The organism is Streptosporangium sp. NPDC002524, assembly GCF_040295985.1.
In the GTDB taxonomy this organism is placed as follows: domain Bacteria; phylum Actinomycetota; class Actinomycetes; order Streptosporangiales; family Streptosporangiaceae; genus Streptosporangium.
In genome coordinates, this window is the sequence record NZ_JBEOWK010000019.1 from 38,771 (window position 1) to 53,156 (window position 14,386).

Here is a 14,386-nt window from a genome sequence, read left to right on the forward strand (position 1 = left end):
GGCGGGACGTCACAGCAGGAGGCGTACGGCGGCGAGCAGCGTGAGGGTCAGCGTGATCCGTTCGAAGAGCGTGCGGTCGATGCGGCCGATGACGGCGCGCCCGGTCGCGGCCCCGGCGAGGACCGCCGGGGCGCCCAGCGCGGCGAAGACGAGGGTGGCGGGGGTGATGAGGCCCAGCGCGACGCTGAACGGCACCTTGAAGGCGTTGATCGTGAGGAAGAACCAGGCGCTGGTGCCCAGGAGGCCCAGTATCGGCAGGCCCGCCGCCAGGAGGTAGACGGCCATGATGGGGCCGGCCGCGTTCGCCGTCATGGTGGCGAAGCCGGCGAAGGCGCCCGCGAGGGCGGCCACCGGGCGGCGGTGGGCGAGCGAGTCCTCCGGCGCCCGGTGCCGGTTCCACAGGTGAACGGCGATGATCGCCAGCAGGATCGCCCCGATGAGCCGCCTCATCTGCGCGTCGTCGACCCAGCGCACCACCACCGCCCCGGCGACCACGCCCAGGGCGACCCAGGGGAACAGCCTGATCAGCCTCGGCCAGTCGGCGTGGCGCCGGTAGGAGGCGACGGCGACCAGGTCGCCGACGAGCAGGAGCGGCAGCAGCGTGCCGGTGGACTCCTTGGTCGGCAGCACGAGTGCGAACAGGGCGACCGCCACCGTCCCGGTGCCGGAGACGCCGGTCTTGGAGAAGCCCACCAGGAACAGGGCGGCCAGCAGGATGACCCACTGGACGGCGTCGAGGGAGGGCATCAGCCTCCCCGGCGGGAGGAAGGGGGAGAAAAGGTCACAGGTGACCGTACATGATGCGTCAGCCGACGAACCGCCTGGCCGGGCGCCCGAGGCTCTCCGGCGGGCGCGCCGGCACCGCTGTCCGAGGCCGGTAAGGCCGGTGTCGTATTTCCCGGTCACGCCGGGCCGGGCGGGCCGGACCCGGCACCGGCGGCCTCATCGTCCCGGGCAGGCGGCCTCGTCGCCCGGGGGCCGGGGGCGCGTTTCCCGGTCACGCGTTTTCCGGTCACGCCGGATCGGGCGGGCCGGATCCGGTGCCCGCGGCCTCATCGCCCGGGGGCCGGCGCCGAGGAGCGGGTCGGCGCGGGCCGTCCGGCCTCGTCTGCGACGGCCCGGCCCGGTGTCGAGGCGGCCGTGTGGCACGCGCCGCGGCCGTCGGCGCGCACGACGATCCGGCCCGCCTCGACGCGGACGGCGACCTCGGTCGCGTCGCTGACGGCCGGGACGCCGGCCGACGCGGCCAGGGTGCCCGAGCCGTCGAGCACCACCCGCAGGCGGGGCCACGCCGAGGGCGGGAAGGCCTGGCGCAGGCAGCCGCAGAAGTCGGCGAGGGCCAGCCGGGCGAGCGGTGCCAGCTCGTCGGGGTCGCCGGTGACCAGGACGGCGGTGATCGCGGCACCCGGCGGCGCGGCGCGTACCGCCTCCTCGACGGCCTCCAGGCGATGCAGCCCGAGGATCGCCACCACGCCGTCGCCGTCGTCGGTGAGCCGCACGGGTTCGGCGCGTACCGCGTCCGGCACCGGGGGCGGGGACCACGCCTCGTCGGCGGGCCTGGCGCGCTGGATCCACGGCGTGGCCGGCCAGCCGTCGTCGAGGTCGAGGCCGGCGAGCCGCTCGCAGGCGCCGACGATGGTGAAGGGATCGGTGAAGCCGGGGGCGGCGGCGGCCAGCCGGCTCGCGCCGTGCAAGGTCGTGAGCGCGGCCTCGGCCACGCGCACCAGGCGGTCGCCGGGGGTGGCGGGCGGGCGCAGGCGCTCCAGGGCGAGCCCGAGCAGGAGCGCGTTCAGCTTCGTCAGCTGCGCGAACGGCCGCCGGGTCCGTTCGTCGGCGAGGATCTCCGGCATCAGGTCCACGCCGATCCTGGCCAGGCCGTGCCGCCCGTCGGTGGTCAGGGGGAGCCGGGCCAGCCAGGCGCGGGCGAGCGCGCCGAGCGCCTCGCGGGGGGTGAGGCTCGGCTCCGGGTTCGGGCCCGGGTTCGAGTCCGGGTCCGGCGGCTCGGGGGCGCGCTCGGCGAGGTCGGCCAGGACCGTGAAGTACAGGGCCCGCTTGCCGGGGAAGTTGGAGTAGACCGCGCCGCGGGTGAGCTCGGCGCGCTCGGCGATGGCGTCGATCTTCGCGTCGCGGAAACCGCGCTCGGCGAACTCCTCCAGGGCCGCGGCCAGCACCCTGGCGCGGTTGCGCTCCTGCAGCTGCGCCCTGCTGAGCCGGGTCATCGTCCTCCTCGTCGCCGCGTTGCCGTCGGTCCCGATCCAAGATACCGTGACCACTCGGATGACGGGATCATCTGTTTATATCATCTGAAATTCAGGAGGATCCATGACCGTTGCCGACCAGGCCGTGGGCGGCGTCCCCGAGGTTCCCGAGATCCACCTCACCGACGCCGAGGTGCTGCGCGACCCCTTCGCCGCGTACGGCCGCGCCAGGGAGATCTCGCCGCTGGCCCGGCTGGTGGCCCCGGGCTTCGGCCCGATGCTGGCCCTCACCCGGTACGAGGACGTCAGGGCGATGCTGAGCGACCCGCGGTTCGAGATCAACGCCGCCAGCTTCATGCGGCCCGACGTGCCCGAGGACTGCCTGCCCTACATGCGGACCATGAGCGAGATGGACGGCCCCGAGCACCTGCGGCTGCGCCGGCTGGTGTCGCCGGCGTTCAGCGCGCGCCGCGCCGCCGAGTTCCGGCCGCGGATCGAGCCCATCGTCGACGCCCTGCTCGACACCCTGCCCGGCGTGGCCGAGCGGGCCGCGAACGGCGTGGTGGACCTGCTGGGGCACTTCGCCAGGCCGCTGCCGATGGACGTCATCTGCGAGCTCGTCGGCATTCCCGGCGCCGACCGCCCGCGCTGGCGCGAGTACGGCGCCACCGTCGTGGGAGGCGGCGGGCAGCGGTTCGCCGAGGCCATCCCGGGCATCATGGAGGGCGCCAAGGCCGCGGTCGCGCGCCGCCGCGCCGAACCCGGCGACGACCTGCTGTCGGACCTCATCCGCGCCCAGGCCGACGACGGCGACCGGCTCAGCGACACCGAGCTGGTCACCATGGTCTGGCACCTGGTCATGGCGGGGCAGACACCCACGAACCTCATCGCCAACGCCGTGGAGGTCCTGCTCACCCACCCCGGCCACCTCGCCGCGCTGCGCCGGGACGCCGGGCTCATGCCGCGCGCCGTGGAGGAGCTGACGCGCTGGTGCGGCCCGACGCTGCTGTCGATCCCCCGCTACGCGCGCGAGGACGTGGAGCTGTACGGTACGCGGGTGCGCAAGGGGGAGCCCGTCACCGCCGCGATCGCCGCCGCCAACCGCGACCCGCGCGCGTTCGCCGACCCCGACCTGCTCGACCTGGGCCGGGCCACCGCGACGGCGGGCCACCTCGGGTTCGCCCACGGGCCGCACTTCTGCCTGGGGGCCTCGCTGGCCCGCGTGCAGACCGAGGTCGCGCTCACGGCGCTGCTGCGCCGCTTCCCCGACCTGGCCCTCGCCCCGGAGAACGCGGGACGCGCGCCCGACCCGGGCACCTGGCGCCTGGCGTCCCTGCTCGTGACGATCTGACCCTATCCACCCGTGATCCACCCGTACGACCGTCGAGGAGACGTTTCCCATGGCACGCACCGGTGACCGCGGCGACCCGCTGAGATGCACGTTCTGCGGGAAGAGCCAGCGGCAGGTCATGCGGCTCATCGCGGGCCCCGGCGGCGTGTACATCTGCGACGAGTGCGTCGGGCTGTGCAACGAGCTCATCGAGGAGGAGTTCGGGGAGACCCCCGCCCCCTCCGGGAGCGGGCCCGGCGGGCCCGGCGGGCCGCCGAAGCCGCGGGAGATCCACGAGTTCCTCGGGCGGTACGTCGTCGGGCAGGAGGACGCCAAGAGGTCGCTCGCGGTGGCGGTCCACAACCACTACAAGCGCGTGCGCGCCGACGCGCGGCACGCCTCGGGCGGGGAGCCGGTCGAGCTGGGCAAGTCCAACATCCTGCTGGTCGGCCCGACCGGCTGCGGCAAGACCCACCTCGTGCAGACCCTCGCCCGGATGCTCGACGTCCCGTTCGCGATCGCCGACGCCACCGCCCTGACGGAGGCGGGCTACGTGGGCGAGGACGTCGAGAACATCCTGCTCAAGCTGATCCAGGCCGCCGACCACGACGTCAGGAGGGCCGAGACCGGCATCGTCTACATCGACGAGATCGACAAGATCGCCCGCCGGGGCGAGAACCCGTCGATCACCCGTGACGTCTCCGGCGAGGGCGTGCAGCAGGCCCTGCTGAAGATCCTGGAGGGCACGGTCGCGAGCGTGCCGCCGCAGGGGGGCCGCAAGCACCCGCAGCAGGAGTTCATCCAGATCGACACCACCAACGTGCTGTTCATCGCCGGGGGCGCGTTCTCCGGCCTGGAGCAGATCATCGAGGCCCGGACCGGCCGGGGCGGCGCCGGGTTCGGCACCCCGGCCCGCCCGGCCAGCGCCGGGCGGGAGCGGGACGAGCGGGACGTCCTGGCCGGGGTCATGCCCGAGGACCTGCTGAGGTTCGGGCTCATCCCCGAGCTGGTCGGCCGGCTTCCGGTGGTGGCGACCTTCCGGCCGCTGGACCACGCGGCGCTGACGCGGATCCTCACCGAACCGCGCGACGCCCTGATCAAGCAGTACCGCAGGCTCTTCGAGATGGACGGCGTCGAGCTGGAGTTCACCGAGGGGGCCGTCGGCGCGATCGCCGACCAGGCGCTGCTGCGGCGCACCGGCGCCCGCGCGACCCGCGCGATCCTGGAGGAGATCCTGCTCAACGTGATGTACGAGGTGCCGGGCCGCGAGGACGTGGCCCGCGTCGTGATCGACCGCGACACCGTGCTCGGCACCGTCAACCCGACGCTGGTACCGCGCCGCCACCCCGGCCACGGCCCCGAGCGCCGCGACCGGTCCGCCTGAGGAACCCCCTGCCCGGCGGCCCCCGGACCCGCGCCTCCGGGGGCGCGGAACCTAACGCGGCACCTTCGCGCGGTTTTCCCGGTGTACGGCCGCCGCCGCCCCGAGGGCGAGGGCGGCGTACCCGAAGATCACGGCCAGGCCCGCCCAGGGCGGGAGCGGGTGGTAGCCGCCGAGCGGTGACCAGCCCACGTCCACGTGCGCGAACGTGGGGACGCTCTGCGTGATCGCGAACCCGGCGGCGGGGGTGGCCGTCAGCAGCCACGGCGCCAGGCCCGCGCCCGACGGCAGGAAGGGCACGGCCAGGGAGGGCACGACGACCAGCGCGACGGCCAGCACGGCGGCGACGACGCGCCGCCCGACCAGCACGGCCAGGCCCAGCGCCAGCACGGCGGCGGCCGCGGTCAGCGCCGCGTGGCCGACGACCACCCGCAGCCCGGTCCCCAGGGTGATCGGCTGGATCGGGTTCTGGTTGGCGCGCAACAGCGCCAGACCTGCGGGGACCACGACCCCCGAGGTCACCAGCCCCGTCACGAACGCGACCGCGCCGACCACCACGGCCTTGGCCACCAGCCGGCGTACCGGACGCTCCGGACGCGGCTCATCCGGCTCGTCCGGAGCGTCCGGTTCGTCCGGTTCGTTCGGCGGGCCGGTCCCGGACGGCCTCCGCCGGTGTCCCGCCGTGAGGAACGAGACCGCCGCCACGAGCACCGGGATCAGCCCCACGGCCCCGCCGGTCAGCATGAGGTCGGCGCGCATGCCGCCCTCCACCGTGGCGGGCCCGATGTCACCGCTCCCGGTCACGATGAGCCTGTCGCCGGACTCGACGACCCCGCCCGGGTGGTGCGGGGTCCTGCCGTCGGGCCCCAGGGAGACGCCGACGTCGTCGTGCCGCCACGGACCGTTCGCGCCTCGCAGCCCTATCTGGTCGAAGGTGGCGGTGGCCTCGGCGAAGGCCTTCGCCGTCTCCCACAGCACGCCCGGCGAGGCGGCGAACAGCCCGATCTCGACCGTCTCCGGCAGGCCGGGCAGCGTGACGGTGCCGACCTCGGTCCACGTCTCGCCGTCGCCCGACTCGTAGCCGGTGACGGTGTCGCCCGACCTGGTCAGCCGCAGCCACAGCGGCTCCCGCGCGGGACCTCCGGCCACGTCGTGGACGAAGTCGTGCTGCATCCGCACGCCGTGCCCGCCGGTGGTCATGACGGCGGCGTACGGCATGCCCCGCGTGAGGCTCTGCCTGACGAGGAGACCGGCCTTCGCCCAGGGCACCGCCCCCTCCTTGACGTTGCGCACCCCGGGTACGGCGTCCGGCAGCCGCATCTGCCCGGTCATGCCCGACACGCGGGCGGTGATGTCGCCGTTCCCCTTGAGCGGCTGGTGCACGAAGTAGTACTTGTCCTGCACCGCCGTGCCGTCGGGGCCCACCAGGGGTGCGGGGCAGGGGCCCTCGCCCTTCGAGGTCACGCAGGTGCTGCGGGCGCCTCCGGCGATCAGCAGTCCGAGCGACACGGTGACCAGCACCGAGGCCGCCATGGCGAGCACCAGGCCCCGCGCGGAGCGGAACCCGGCCCACTCGGCGCGCAGCAGTCGGGGGAAGCCGTCCCGTCCGGCCCGCCGGCCGGGTCGGTGCGGCGTGAATGAACTCATGCCGACGGTTGTACGCGGCGCCCGGTTCCGGCCGGGTCGCGTCGGCCGCGACCCGGCTGGAACCGGGGGTCTGCCATCGTTGGGCCATGGCACCTCGATCCGGCGGCCGGTCCGGCCGTCCCGCGCGCACGACGACCGGCGGTGAGCGGCGGTGAGGGTCCTCGTCGTCGAGGACTTCGAGGTCCTCGCCCGCTCCATCGGAACCGGCCTGCGCCGCGAGGGCATGGCCGTCGACGTCGTCCTGGACGGGACCGCCGCCCTCGACCGCCTCGCCGTCACCCGCTACGAGGTGGTGATCCTCGACCGCGACCTGCCCGGCGTCCACGGGGACGAGATCTGCCGGCGGCTCGCCCACGGCCGCTGCGAGACCCGCGTGCTGATGCTCACCGCCTCCGGCACGATCGAGGACCGCGTCGACGGGCTCGGGCTCGGCGCCGACGACTACCTGCCCAAGCCGTTCGCGTTCGCCGAGCTGGTCGCCCGCGTCCGCGCCCTGGCGCGCCGCGCCACCCCGCCGCTGCCGCCCATCCTGGCCTGCGGGGACATCACCCTCGATCCGGCCCGCCGGGTCGCCTCGCGGGCCGGCCGGCGCCTCGGCCTGAGCCCCAGGGAGTTCGCCCTGCTCGAATGCCTGCTCGCCGTGCCCGGCCTGGTCGTCTCCGCCGAGGAGCTGCTCGAACGCGTCTGGGACGAGGCCGCCGACCCCTTCAGCAGTGCCGTCAAGCACACCGTGCACCGGTTGCGGGCCAAGCTCGGCGACCCGCCCGTGATCGAGACCGTCCGCGAGGGCGGCTACCGCATCGGGCCGTCATGACCTCGCGGACGCTCGCCAGGAGGTCCCTGCGGGCGCGGCTCGCGCTCGCCTACGCGGCGGGCATCTACGCCGCCGGGGTCCTGGTGGTCGTGTTCGTCGCCGTCCCGCTCGCCAGCGTCGACGCGGCCATCCCCGAGGGCCGCCCCCCGTCCCCCCCGTCCCCCGTGACCACCGGGACCGGGCCCGGGATCGGCCTGCCCCAGCTCCTCACAGGGTCCGCCGTCGCGCTGGTCCTCCTGATTCCCGTCGCCCTGGCCCTGGGCTGGTTCGTCGCCGGCCGGTTCCTGCGCCCGCTGCGCGCCATCACCGCCACCGCCCGGATCATCTCCGCCGGAAACCTCCACCGGCGCCTCGACCTCGGCGAGCCCACGGACGAGCTGACCGAGCTCGGCCACACCCTCGACGACCTGTTCGCCCGCCTGCACGCCTCCTTCGACGCCCAGCGCCACTTCGTCGCCAACGCCTCCCACGAGCTGCGCACCCCGCTCGCCGGTCTGCGTACCCTCCTCGAAGTCGCCCTCGCCGACCCGGACGCCGACGCCGAGACCCTGCGCTCGGCCTGCCGGGAGGCCCTCGCCCTGGGCGGGTACCAGGAGCGGCTGGTGCGGGCGCTGCTCGCCCTGGCCACCAGCGAACGCGGCGTCGCCCGCTGGGACACCCTCGACCTCGCCCCCGTCGTCGGCGGGGTGCTCGACTCGCGCCGCGACCGGGCGGCGGAGGCGGGCGTCGACCTCGCCGGAGACCTGACGCCCGCGGTGACGGCCGGGGACCCGGGACTGATCGAGAGCCTCGTCGCCAACCTCGTCGACAACGCCGTCCGCCACAACCACGCGGACGGGCACGTGCGGGTCACCACCCGGGCCTCCGGCGCGCACGTGGCCCTCACGGTCACCAACAGCGGGCCGGTCGTCCCCCGCGACCAGGTCCAGCGCCTCTTCCACCCCTTCCAGAAACTGGCGCCCGAACGGTACGGCCCCCGCGACGGCTACGGCCTCGGGCTCGCCATCGTCGACGCCGTCACGCGGGCCCACCAGGCCACCCTCACCGCCGAAGCGCGCCCCGAGGGTGGCCTGTCCATCACCGTGCGGTTCGCGCACGCCTCTCGTCCGGACCGTCCCTGACGTCGGGGGCCGGCCGCGCGGGGACGGCGCCCGCGGCCGCGCCGGTTTTCCCGGCGGCCCCGTTGTGACCATGCCGGGTTTCCCGGCGGCCTCGGTGTGACCATGCCGGCTTTTCCGGCGGTCCCGTTGCGGGCGCGCCGGTTTTCCCGGTGGCCCCGCTCAGGAACCGGGCCGCCCGTCCGCCAGGCGGGCCGCCCTGGCGTGCAGGTAGCGCTGCTGGGGGAGGCTGGTCGCGCGCCGGGCCGCCTCCCGGTAGCCGTCGCGCGCCGCCGCGTGGTCACCGGCCATCTCCAGCAGGTGCGCGCGGACCGCGTGCAGCCGGTGGTCCCCGGCGATCCGGCCGTCGGCCGCGAGCGGGCCGAGCAGGGCGAGCCCGGCGTGCGGGCCGCGGGCCATGGCCACCGCCACCGCGTGGTTCAGCGCCACCATCGGGTTGTCGGAGATCCGCATCAGCAGCTCGTACAGCGCGGTGATCTGCGGCCAGTCGGTCGCCTCGGCGCTCGGCGCCTCGTCGTGGATCGCGGCGATCGCCGCCTGGAGCTGGTACGGGCCCGCTGTCCCCCGGGGGAGCGCGCCGGTGATGAGCGCCACGCCCTCGGCGACGGCGGCCGCGTCCCACCGGCTCCGGTCCTGCTCGGCCATCGGGATCAGCGAGCCGTCCGGCCCGGTGCGCGCCGGGCGGCGCGCGTCGGTGAGCACCATGAGCGCGAGCAGCCCCGTCACCTCGCCGTCGTCGGGCAGCAGCCGGTGGACCAGGCGGGCCAGCCGGATCGCCTCCGCCGACAGCTCGACGCGCTGCAGGTGCGGCCCCGAGGTGCTGGCGTAGCCCTCGTTGAAGATCAGGTAGAGCACGTGCAGGACCACGCGGAGCCGTTCGGCGCGCTCCGCGCCCGAGGGCATGCCGAACGGGACGCCGCTGTCCTTGACGCTGCTCTTGGCCCGGGTGATGCGCCGGGTCATGGTCGCCTCCGGCACGAGGAACGCCCGCGCGATCTCCGCGGTGGTCAGGCCGCCGACCGCCCGCAGGGTGAGGGCGATCTGCGAGGCCGCCGACAGCGAGGGGTGACAGCACATGAACAGCAGGATGAGCGTGTCGTCGGACTCGGAGGCGGGCCGGTCGGCGGCGGGCGCGTGCCACCGGCCGGGCGGTGTCCACCGGGCGACGGTGTCCTCGCGGCGCCGGCGCGCCTGCTCGGCGCGCAGCAGGTCGGTCAGCCTGCGCGAGGCGACCGTGATCAGCCAGCCCAGCGGGTTGTCCGGAAGCCCCTCCCCGGGCCACTGCGTGGCGGCGGCGAGGAGCGCCTCCTGCGTCGCGTCGTCGGCGGCGTCGAACCGCCCGTAGCGCCGTACCACCGCGCCGAGGACCTGCGGCGCCAGGCGGCGCAGCAGGTCCTCGAACTCGATGCCGGGCACGGTGCCGGATCCGGGGACGATCTAGATCGCCAGCTCGCCCCGGTACTCCTCGACCGGCCGCACGTCGGCGTAGGAGTTGGCGGCGATGTCGCCGGGGGCGGGGCACTCGCCCAGCCGGGCGGCGATCTCGGTCGCCCGGTCGAAGCTCTCGCACTCCACGATCCAGTAGCCGGCCAGGACCTCCTGGGTCTCGGCGTACGGGCCGTCGGTCACGACCGGGACGCCGTACTTCGTCCCCACCCTGCGGGTGTGGACCGGGGCGGCCAGCCCCCGCGTCTCGACGAACTCGCCGGACTCCTCCAGGTCCCTGGAGAACGCCTCCATGAACGCGTGCATCGGTGCGAAGTCCTCGGGGGACAGGGCCGGCCGGTCGCCGTCCTTGCCCGCCATGGCGTCGTAGTCGCGCTGCGAGCCGTACATCAAGATCATGTACTTCACGGTGTCTTCCTCTCCGCCGGCGCCGCCGTGGCGCCCGGCACCGGAGACGTCGGAGCCGGGGGCCTCCACCGGACATCGGTCCGCGACCGGGATCGCGGGTCGCCGGCGCCCCAGGGTATTCGACGCCTCCGCCGGCCGGCGGTCAGGTGACGGGAACCGGGCCGGGGGCTCGGGGCCGCCCTTTTACTACGGGTCCGTCTCAGCCGCGGTCGAGCCGGAGGGCGATGTCGACCACCTGCCGGCCGGCGGGGAAGGCGCCGTAGTTGTAGTTGACGGAGCCGGTGAGCAGGTTGACGCCGTAGAGCCGGTAGCGTCCGCCGACCTTCAGCGTGGCGAAGGCGCTGTTGGAGACGGTGATGCCGTTGTTCAGCGAGCTGTAGACGTCGAAGCCCGCCGCGCCGGTCGCGGCCACCCGCAGGTTGCCGGTCGGCACCACCACGCCCGCGTTGGCGGGCGACTGCAGGAGCACCCGGGCGGACGTGGTGTCCAGGTCGAAGAGCGTCGTGCCGGTGGCCGGGTTGAGGTCGTTGTTGGTGTATCCGGCGCCGATCACGCCGGTCACGACCGGCGACGGGGCCGGGCCGGCCAGCGGGCCGTCGGCGACGGTCTGCCCCACGGCCGGGGTGCCCACCGGGTCGTCGATGTTGTGGCGCAGGTTCTGCCCGGTGTCGCTGATCACGCGCAGCCGGTTGGCGGCGGGGTTGAAGTCGACGCCGAAGCCGGTGCCGCTCAGCGGCACGGTCAGCTGCGAGACCTTGAGCGCGGTGGACGGTCCGCTGAGCGTGTAGACGCCTCCCTGGTTGCCTACGCCGTACAGCTTGCCGTTCTGCACGCGGTAGTCGATGCCGACGAGCGCGGTGTCTCCGGCGAGGCCGTTGACCGCGCCGAGGTCGCGGGCGCGGCCGGGGGAGCGGATCTCGAAGCCCACCAGGTGCTGGTTGCCGGTGAGCCCGATGGCGTCGAAGCCGGGCACGGCCGCCGCCGGTACCGCGCTCCTCACCGCGCCGTCCGCCGTTCTCTCCGCCGCGTTGTCCGCCGCGCTGCTCGTCGCACCGGCCGTCACCGTGCTCAGTGCCATCACGGTGGCGATGAGTGTCCTTCGCATGTGCCGCTCCTTCGTATCCTTCGTGCTCTTCGTGCTTTTCATGTGCTTTGTGCTCTTCATGTGCTTTGTGCTCTTCATGTGCTTCGTGTGCTTTGTGGCCGGGTGTCGTCGCACCCGTACTCCGGCGTCAGGGCCGTCACAAACAGCGAATACTCCATCACAGAAAGTGACGGCGAGGCCCGTGAAAGTGGGGCGGGGCGTCGGCGTGTCCGGGAAAGACGGGGGACCCGGGCCGCTCGCATCCGGATGGAGCTTGGCGAAACCGGCGAAACCCCGCCGTCGCGTCACGGGCGGACGCGCCCTCCGTGATTCCGCGAACCGGGAGAGAAGGATTCCGCGAACCGGAGGACGAGGATCCCGCGAGCCGGGAGAAGGGGGTCTCGTGAGCCGGGAGAAGGGATCCCGTGAGCCGGGGGAGGAGGGGGAGAACGCGCGTCCGGGGTTTCCGCCGCTGTCCTACACTTGCGCGAGCGGGTTCGGGGCGGAGGAGGTGGCGTGCAGCCGGAGCAACGCGGGGTTACCGGCGTCGCGATCTCTTGTGTTCTCGAACGCATCACGTACGCGAATGAGGAGACGGGCTACACCATCGCCCGGGTGGCCACCGACCGCTCCGGCGCCGACCTGCTGACCGTGGTCGGGCCGCTGCTGGGAGCCCAGCCCGGCGAGTCGCTGCGGCTGACCGGGCGCTGGGCCTCCCATCCCAAGTACGGCAAGCAGTTCGAGGTGTGGTCGTACGCCACCGTGCTGCCCGCCACCATCCAGGGCATCCGGCGCTATCTGGGCTCCGGGCTGATCAAGGGCATCGGGCCGAAGATGGCCGAGCGGATCGTCGACCACTTCGGCGTCGACACCCTGGAGGTCATCGAGAACACCCCCGAGCGGCTGGTCGAGGTCCCCGGGCTCGGCCCCAAGCGGACCAAGATGATCGGCGTCGCCTGGGAGGAGCAGAAGATCATCAAAGAGGTGATGATCTTCCTGCAGGGGGTGGGCGTGTCCACCTCGATCGCGGTCCGCATCTTCAAGCAGTACGGTGACAAATCCATCACGGTCGTCAGGAGCGAGCCGTACCGGCTGGCCGACGACGTGTGGGGCATCGGTTTCAAGACCGCCGACACCATCGCCCAGGCCGTGGGCATCCCGCACGACAGCCCCGAGCGCGTCAAGGCGGGCCTGCGCTACACCCTGTCGCAGGCCGCCGACGACGGCCACTGCTACCTTCCCGCGCCCAACCTCGTCGGCGACGCGGTGAAGATCCTGGAGGTTCCCGCCGAGCTGACCGCGCGGTGCCTGGAGGAGCTGGTCGCCGAGGAGGGCGTGGTCCGCGAGGACGTCCCGGTCGGCGACGGCAGCGTCCCGGCGGTCTACCTGGTGCCCTTCCACCGCGCCGAGCTGTCCCTGGCGGGAGCGCTGCGCTCCCTGCTGGCCTGCGAGCACGACCGGCTGGGCGCCTTCGCCTCCGTCGACTGGGACGCGGCGCTGAAATGGTTGCGTACCAGGACCGGCGCCGATCTCGCCGAGGAGCAGGCCCACTCGGTACGGCTGGCGCTGACGGAGAAGGTCGCGGTGCTGACCGGCGGCCCCGGCTGCGGCAAGAGCTTCACCGTGCGCTCCATCGTCACCCTGGCCCGCGCCAAGAAGGCGAAGGTGATCCTGGCCGCGCCCACCGGCAGGGCGGCCAAGCGCCTGGCGGAGCTGACCGGCCACGAGGCCACCACCGTGCACCGGCTGCTGCAGCTGCGGCCCGGCGGGGACGCCACCTTCGACCGCGACAACCCGCTGGACGCCGACCTGGTCGTCGTCGACGAGGCCTCGATGCTGGACCTGCTGCTCGCCAACAAGCTGGTCAAGGCCGTCGCCCCGGGCACGCACCTGCTCTTCGTGGGAGACGTCGACCAGCTGCCCTCGGTCGGCGCGGGCGAGGTATTGCGCGACCTGCTCGCCGCCGAGGAGGAGATTCCCCGGGTGCGGCTGACCCACATCTTCCGCCAGGCGCAGGAGTCGGGGGTGGTCGTCAACGCCCACCGGGTCAACACCGGCCTGCCCCCGGCGCTGGAGGGCATGACCGACTTCTTCCTGTTCCCCTGCGAGGAGCCCGAGGAGATCGCGGCGCTGACCGTGGACGTGGTCGCCAACCGTATCCCGCGCAAGTTCGGCCTCAACCCGCGCCGCGACGTACAGGTCCTCTCGCCGATGCACCGGGGCCCGGCCGGGGCCGGCAACCTCAACAACGCGCTGCAGGAGGCGCTCACCCCCTCCAGGGAGGGCATGCCCGAGCGCCGCTACGGCGGGCGGGTCTTCCGGGTCGGCGACAAGGTCACCCAGCTGCGCAACAACTACGAGAAGGGCGCGGCGGGGGTCTTCAACGGCACCGTGGGCACGGTGGTCGACATCAAGCCCGACGACCAGAAACTGATCGTGCTGACCGACGAGGACGAGAACGTCGAGTACGCCTTCGACGAGCTGGACGAGCTGGCCCACGCCTACGCGGTGTCGATCCACCGCTCCCAGGGCAGCGAGTACCCGGCGGTGGTGATCCCGCTGTCCACCAGCGCGTGGATGATGCTGCAGCGCAACCTGCTCTACACCGGGATCACCCGGGCCAAGAAGCTCGTCGTCATCGTCGGCTCGCGCCGCGCGCTCGCCCAGGCGGTGCGCACCCGGGGGGCCGGGCGCCGCCACACCAGCCTCACCCACCGCCTGCGCGGCCACTGAGGGACCGTACGGACCGCGCCGCCGCCGAGGGACGCGGTGCCGGGCCGGTCCGCGGGCTGTTCGGGGTCCTGGGACTATCCGGCCGGAATTGAACGCTAAGCCTCCCGCCGCAGGTCAGCGGGTTGCGGGCTGAGGTATCGCGGACGGGTTGATCTCGGTTTGGGTTTACCGGCTGGTATATGGTCATTGATCTCATACCGTCACGGTTCATGTCGTTTCAGTATTTG

The 14,386-nt window shown here is 73.7% G+C and carries 11 protein-coding genes; 5 read left to right on the forward strand and 6 right to left on the reverse strand.

All coding sequences use genetic code 11. From position 1 onward, the window contains the following. Positions 1 to 9: 9 nt before the first annotated feature. Both ABT053_RS29475 and ABT053_RS29480 read right to left on the reverse strand, forming a co-directional pair. The gene (locus ABT053_RS29475; RefSeq protein WP_350973256.1) at positions 10 to 747 is read right to left on the reverse strand and encodes a sulfite exporter TauE/SafE family protein; all 738 of its coding nucleotides are present in this window, start codon (positions 745 to 747) and stop codon (positions 10 to 12) included. 305 nt (positions 748 to 1,052) lie between these two features. Continuing rightward, on the reverse strand, positions 1,053 to 2,219 hold the full coding sequence (locus ABT053_RS29480; protein WP_350973456.1) for a TetR/AcrR family transcriptional regulator: 1,167 nt from the start codon (positions 2,217 to 2,219) through the stop codon (positions 1,053 to 1,055). Positions 2,220 to 2,322: 103 nt separating this feature from the next. On the opposite strand from ABT053_RS29480, the gene ABT053_RS29485 reads away from it, so the two are divergent. Together ABT053_RS29485 and clpX are read left to right on the forward strand one after the other, a co-directional pair. After that, a complete protein-coding gene (locus tag ABT053_RS29485; protein WP_350973257.1) occupies positions 2,323 to 3,549 on the forward strand; it encodes a cytochrome P450 family protein in 1,227 nt (408 codons plus the stop codon). A 49-nt stretch (positions 3,550 to 3,598) separates the two neighbouring features. Further along, positions 3,599 to 4,912 (forward strand): ATP-dependent Clp protease ATP-binding subunit ClpX, encoded by a 1,314-nt coding sequence (gene clpX / locus ABT053_RS29490; protein WP_350973258.1) that lies wholly within the window; start codon positions 3,599 to 3,601, stop codon positions 4,910 to 4,912. Positions 4,913 to 4,963: 51 nt separating this feature from the next. Here clpX and ABT053_RS29495 read toward each other — a convergent pair whose 3' ends face one another. Then, a complete protein-coding gene (locus ABT053_RS29495) occupies positions 4,964 to 6,556 on the reverse strand; it encodes a DUF1349 domain-containing protein (RefSeq protein WP_350973260.1) in 1,593 nt (530 codons plus the stop codon). A gap of 151 nt (positions 6,557 to 6,707) precedes the next feature. Between ABT053_RS29495 and ABT053_RS29500 the strand changes: the two genes are divergently transcribed. Then, complete coding sequence (locus tag ABT053_RS29500) at positions 6,708 to 7,370, forward strand: response regulator transcription factor (RefSeq protein WP_350973262.1); 663 nt, start codon at positions 6,708 to 6,710, stop codon at positions 7,368 to 7,370. Continuing rightward, positions 7,367 to 8,491 (forward strand): sensor histidine kinase, encoded by a 1,125-nt coding sequence (locus ABT053_RS29505; RefSeq protein ID WP_350973263.1) that lies wholly within the window; start codon positions 7,367 to 7,369, stop codon positions 8,489 to 8,491. Before ABT053_RS29500 ends, ABT053_RS29505 begins: the two co-directional genes overlap by 4 nt. Positions 8,492 to 8,650: 159 nt before the next feature. Here the strand turns inward: ABT053_RS29505 and ABT053_RS29510 are convergent, their stop codons facing one another. From ABT053_RS29510 to ABT053_RS29520, 3 genes are all read right to left on the reverse strand, one after another. Beyond that, on the reverse strand, positions 8,651 to 9,904 hold the full coding sequence (locus tag ABT053_RS29510; protein ID WP_502991884.1) for an RNA polymerase sigma factor: 1,254 nt from the start codon (positions 9,902 to 9,904) through the stop codon (positions 8,651 to 8,653). Between the two features lie 21 nt (positions 9,905 to 9,925). Further along, the gene (locus ABT053_RS29515; protein WP_350973459.1) at positions 9,926 to 10,333 is read right to left on the reverse strand and encodes a YciI family protein; all 408 of its coding nucleotides are present in this window, start codon (positions 10,331 to 10,333) and stop codon (positions 9,926 to 9,928) included. A 208-nt stretch (positions 10,334 to 10,541) separates the two neighbouring features. Next, the gene (locus ABT053_RS29520) at positions 10,542 to 11,447 is read right to left on the reverse strand and encodes a DUF4394 domain-containing protein (protein WP_350973264.1); all 906 of its coding nucleotides are present in this window, start codon (positions 11,445 to 11,447) and stop codon (positions 10,542 to 10,544) included. 495 nt (positions 11,448 to 11,942) lie between these two features. On the opposite strand from ABT053_RS29520, the gene recD2 reads away from it, so the two are divergent. Next, positions 11,943 to 14,159 (forward strand): SF1B family DNA helicase RecD2, encoded by a 2,217-nt coding sequence (gene recD2 / locus ABT053_RS29525; protein ID WP_350973265.1) that lies wholly within the window; start codon positions 11,943 to 11,945, stop codon positions 14,157 to 14,159. The last annotated feature ends 227 nt before the right edge of the window (positions 14,160 to 14,386 follow it).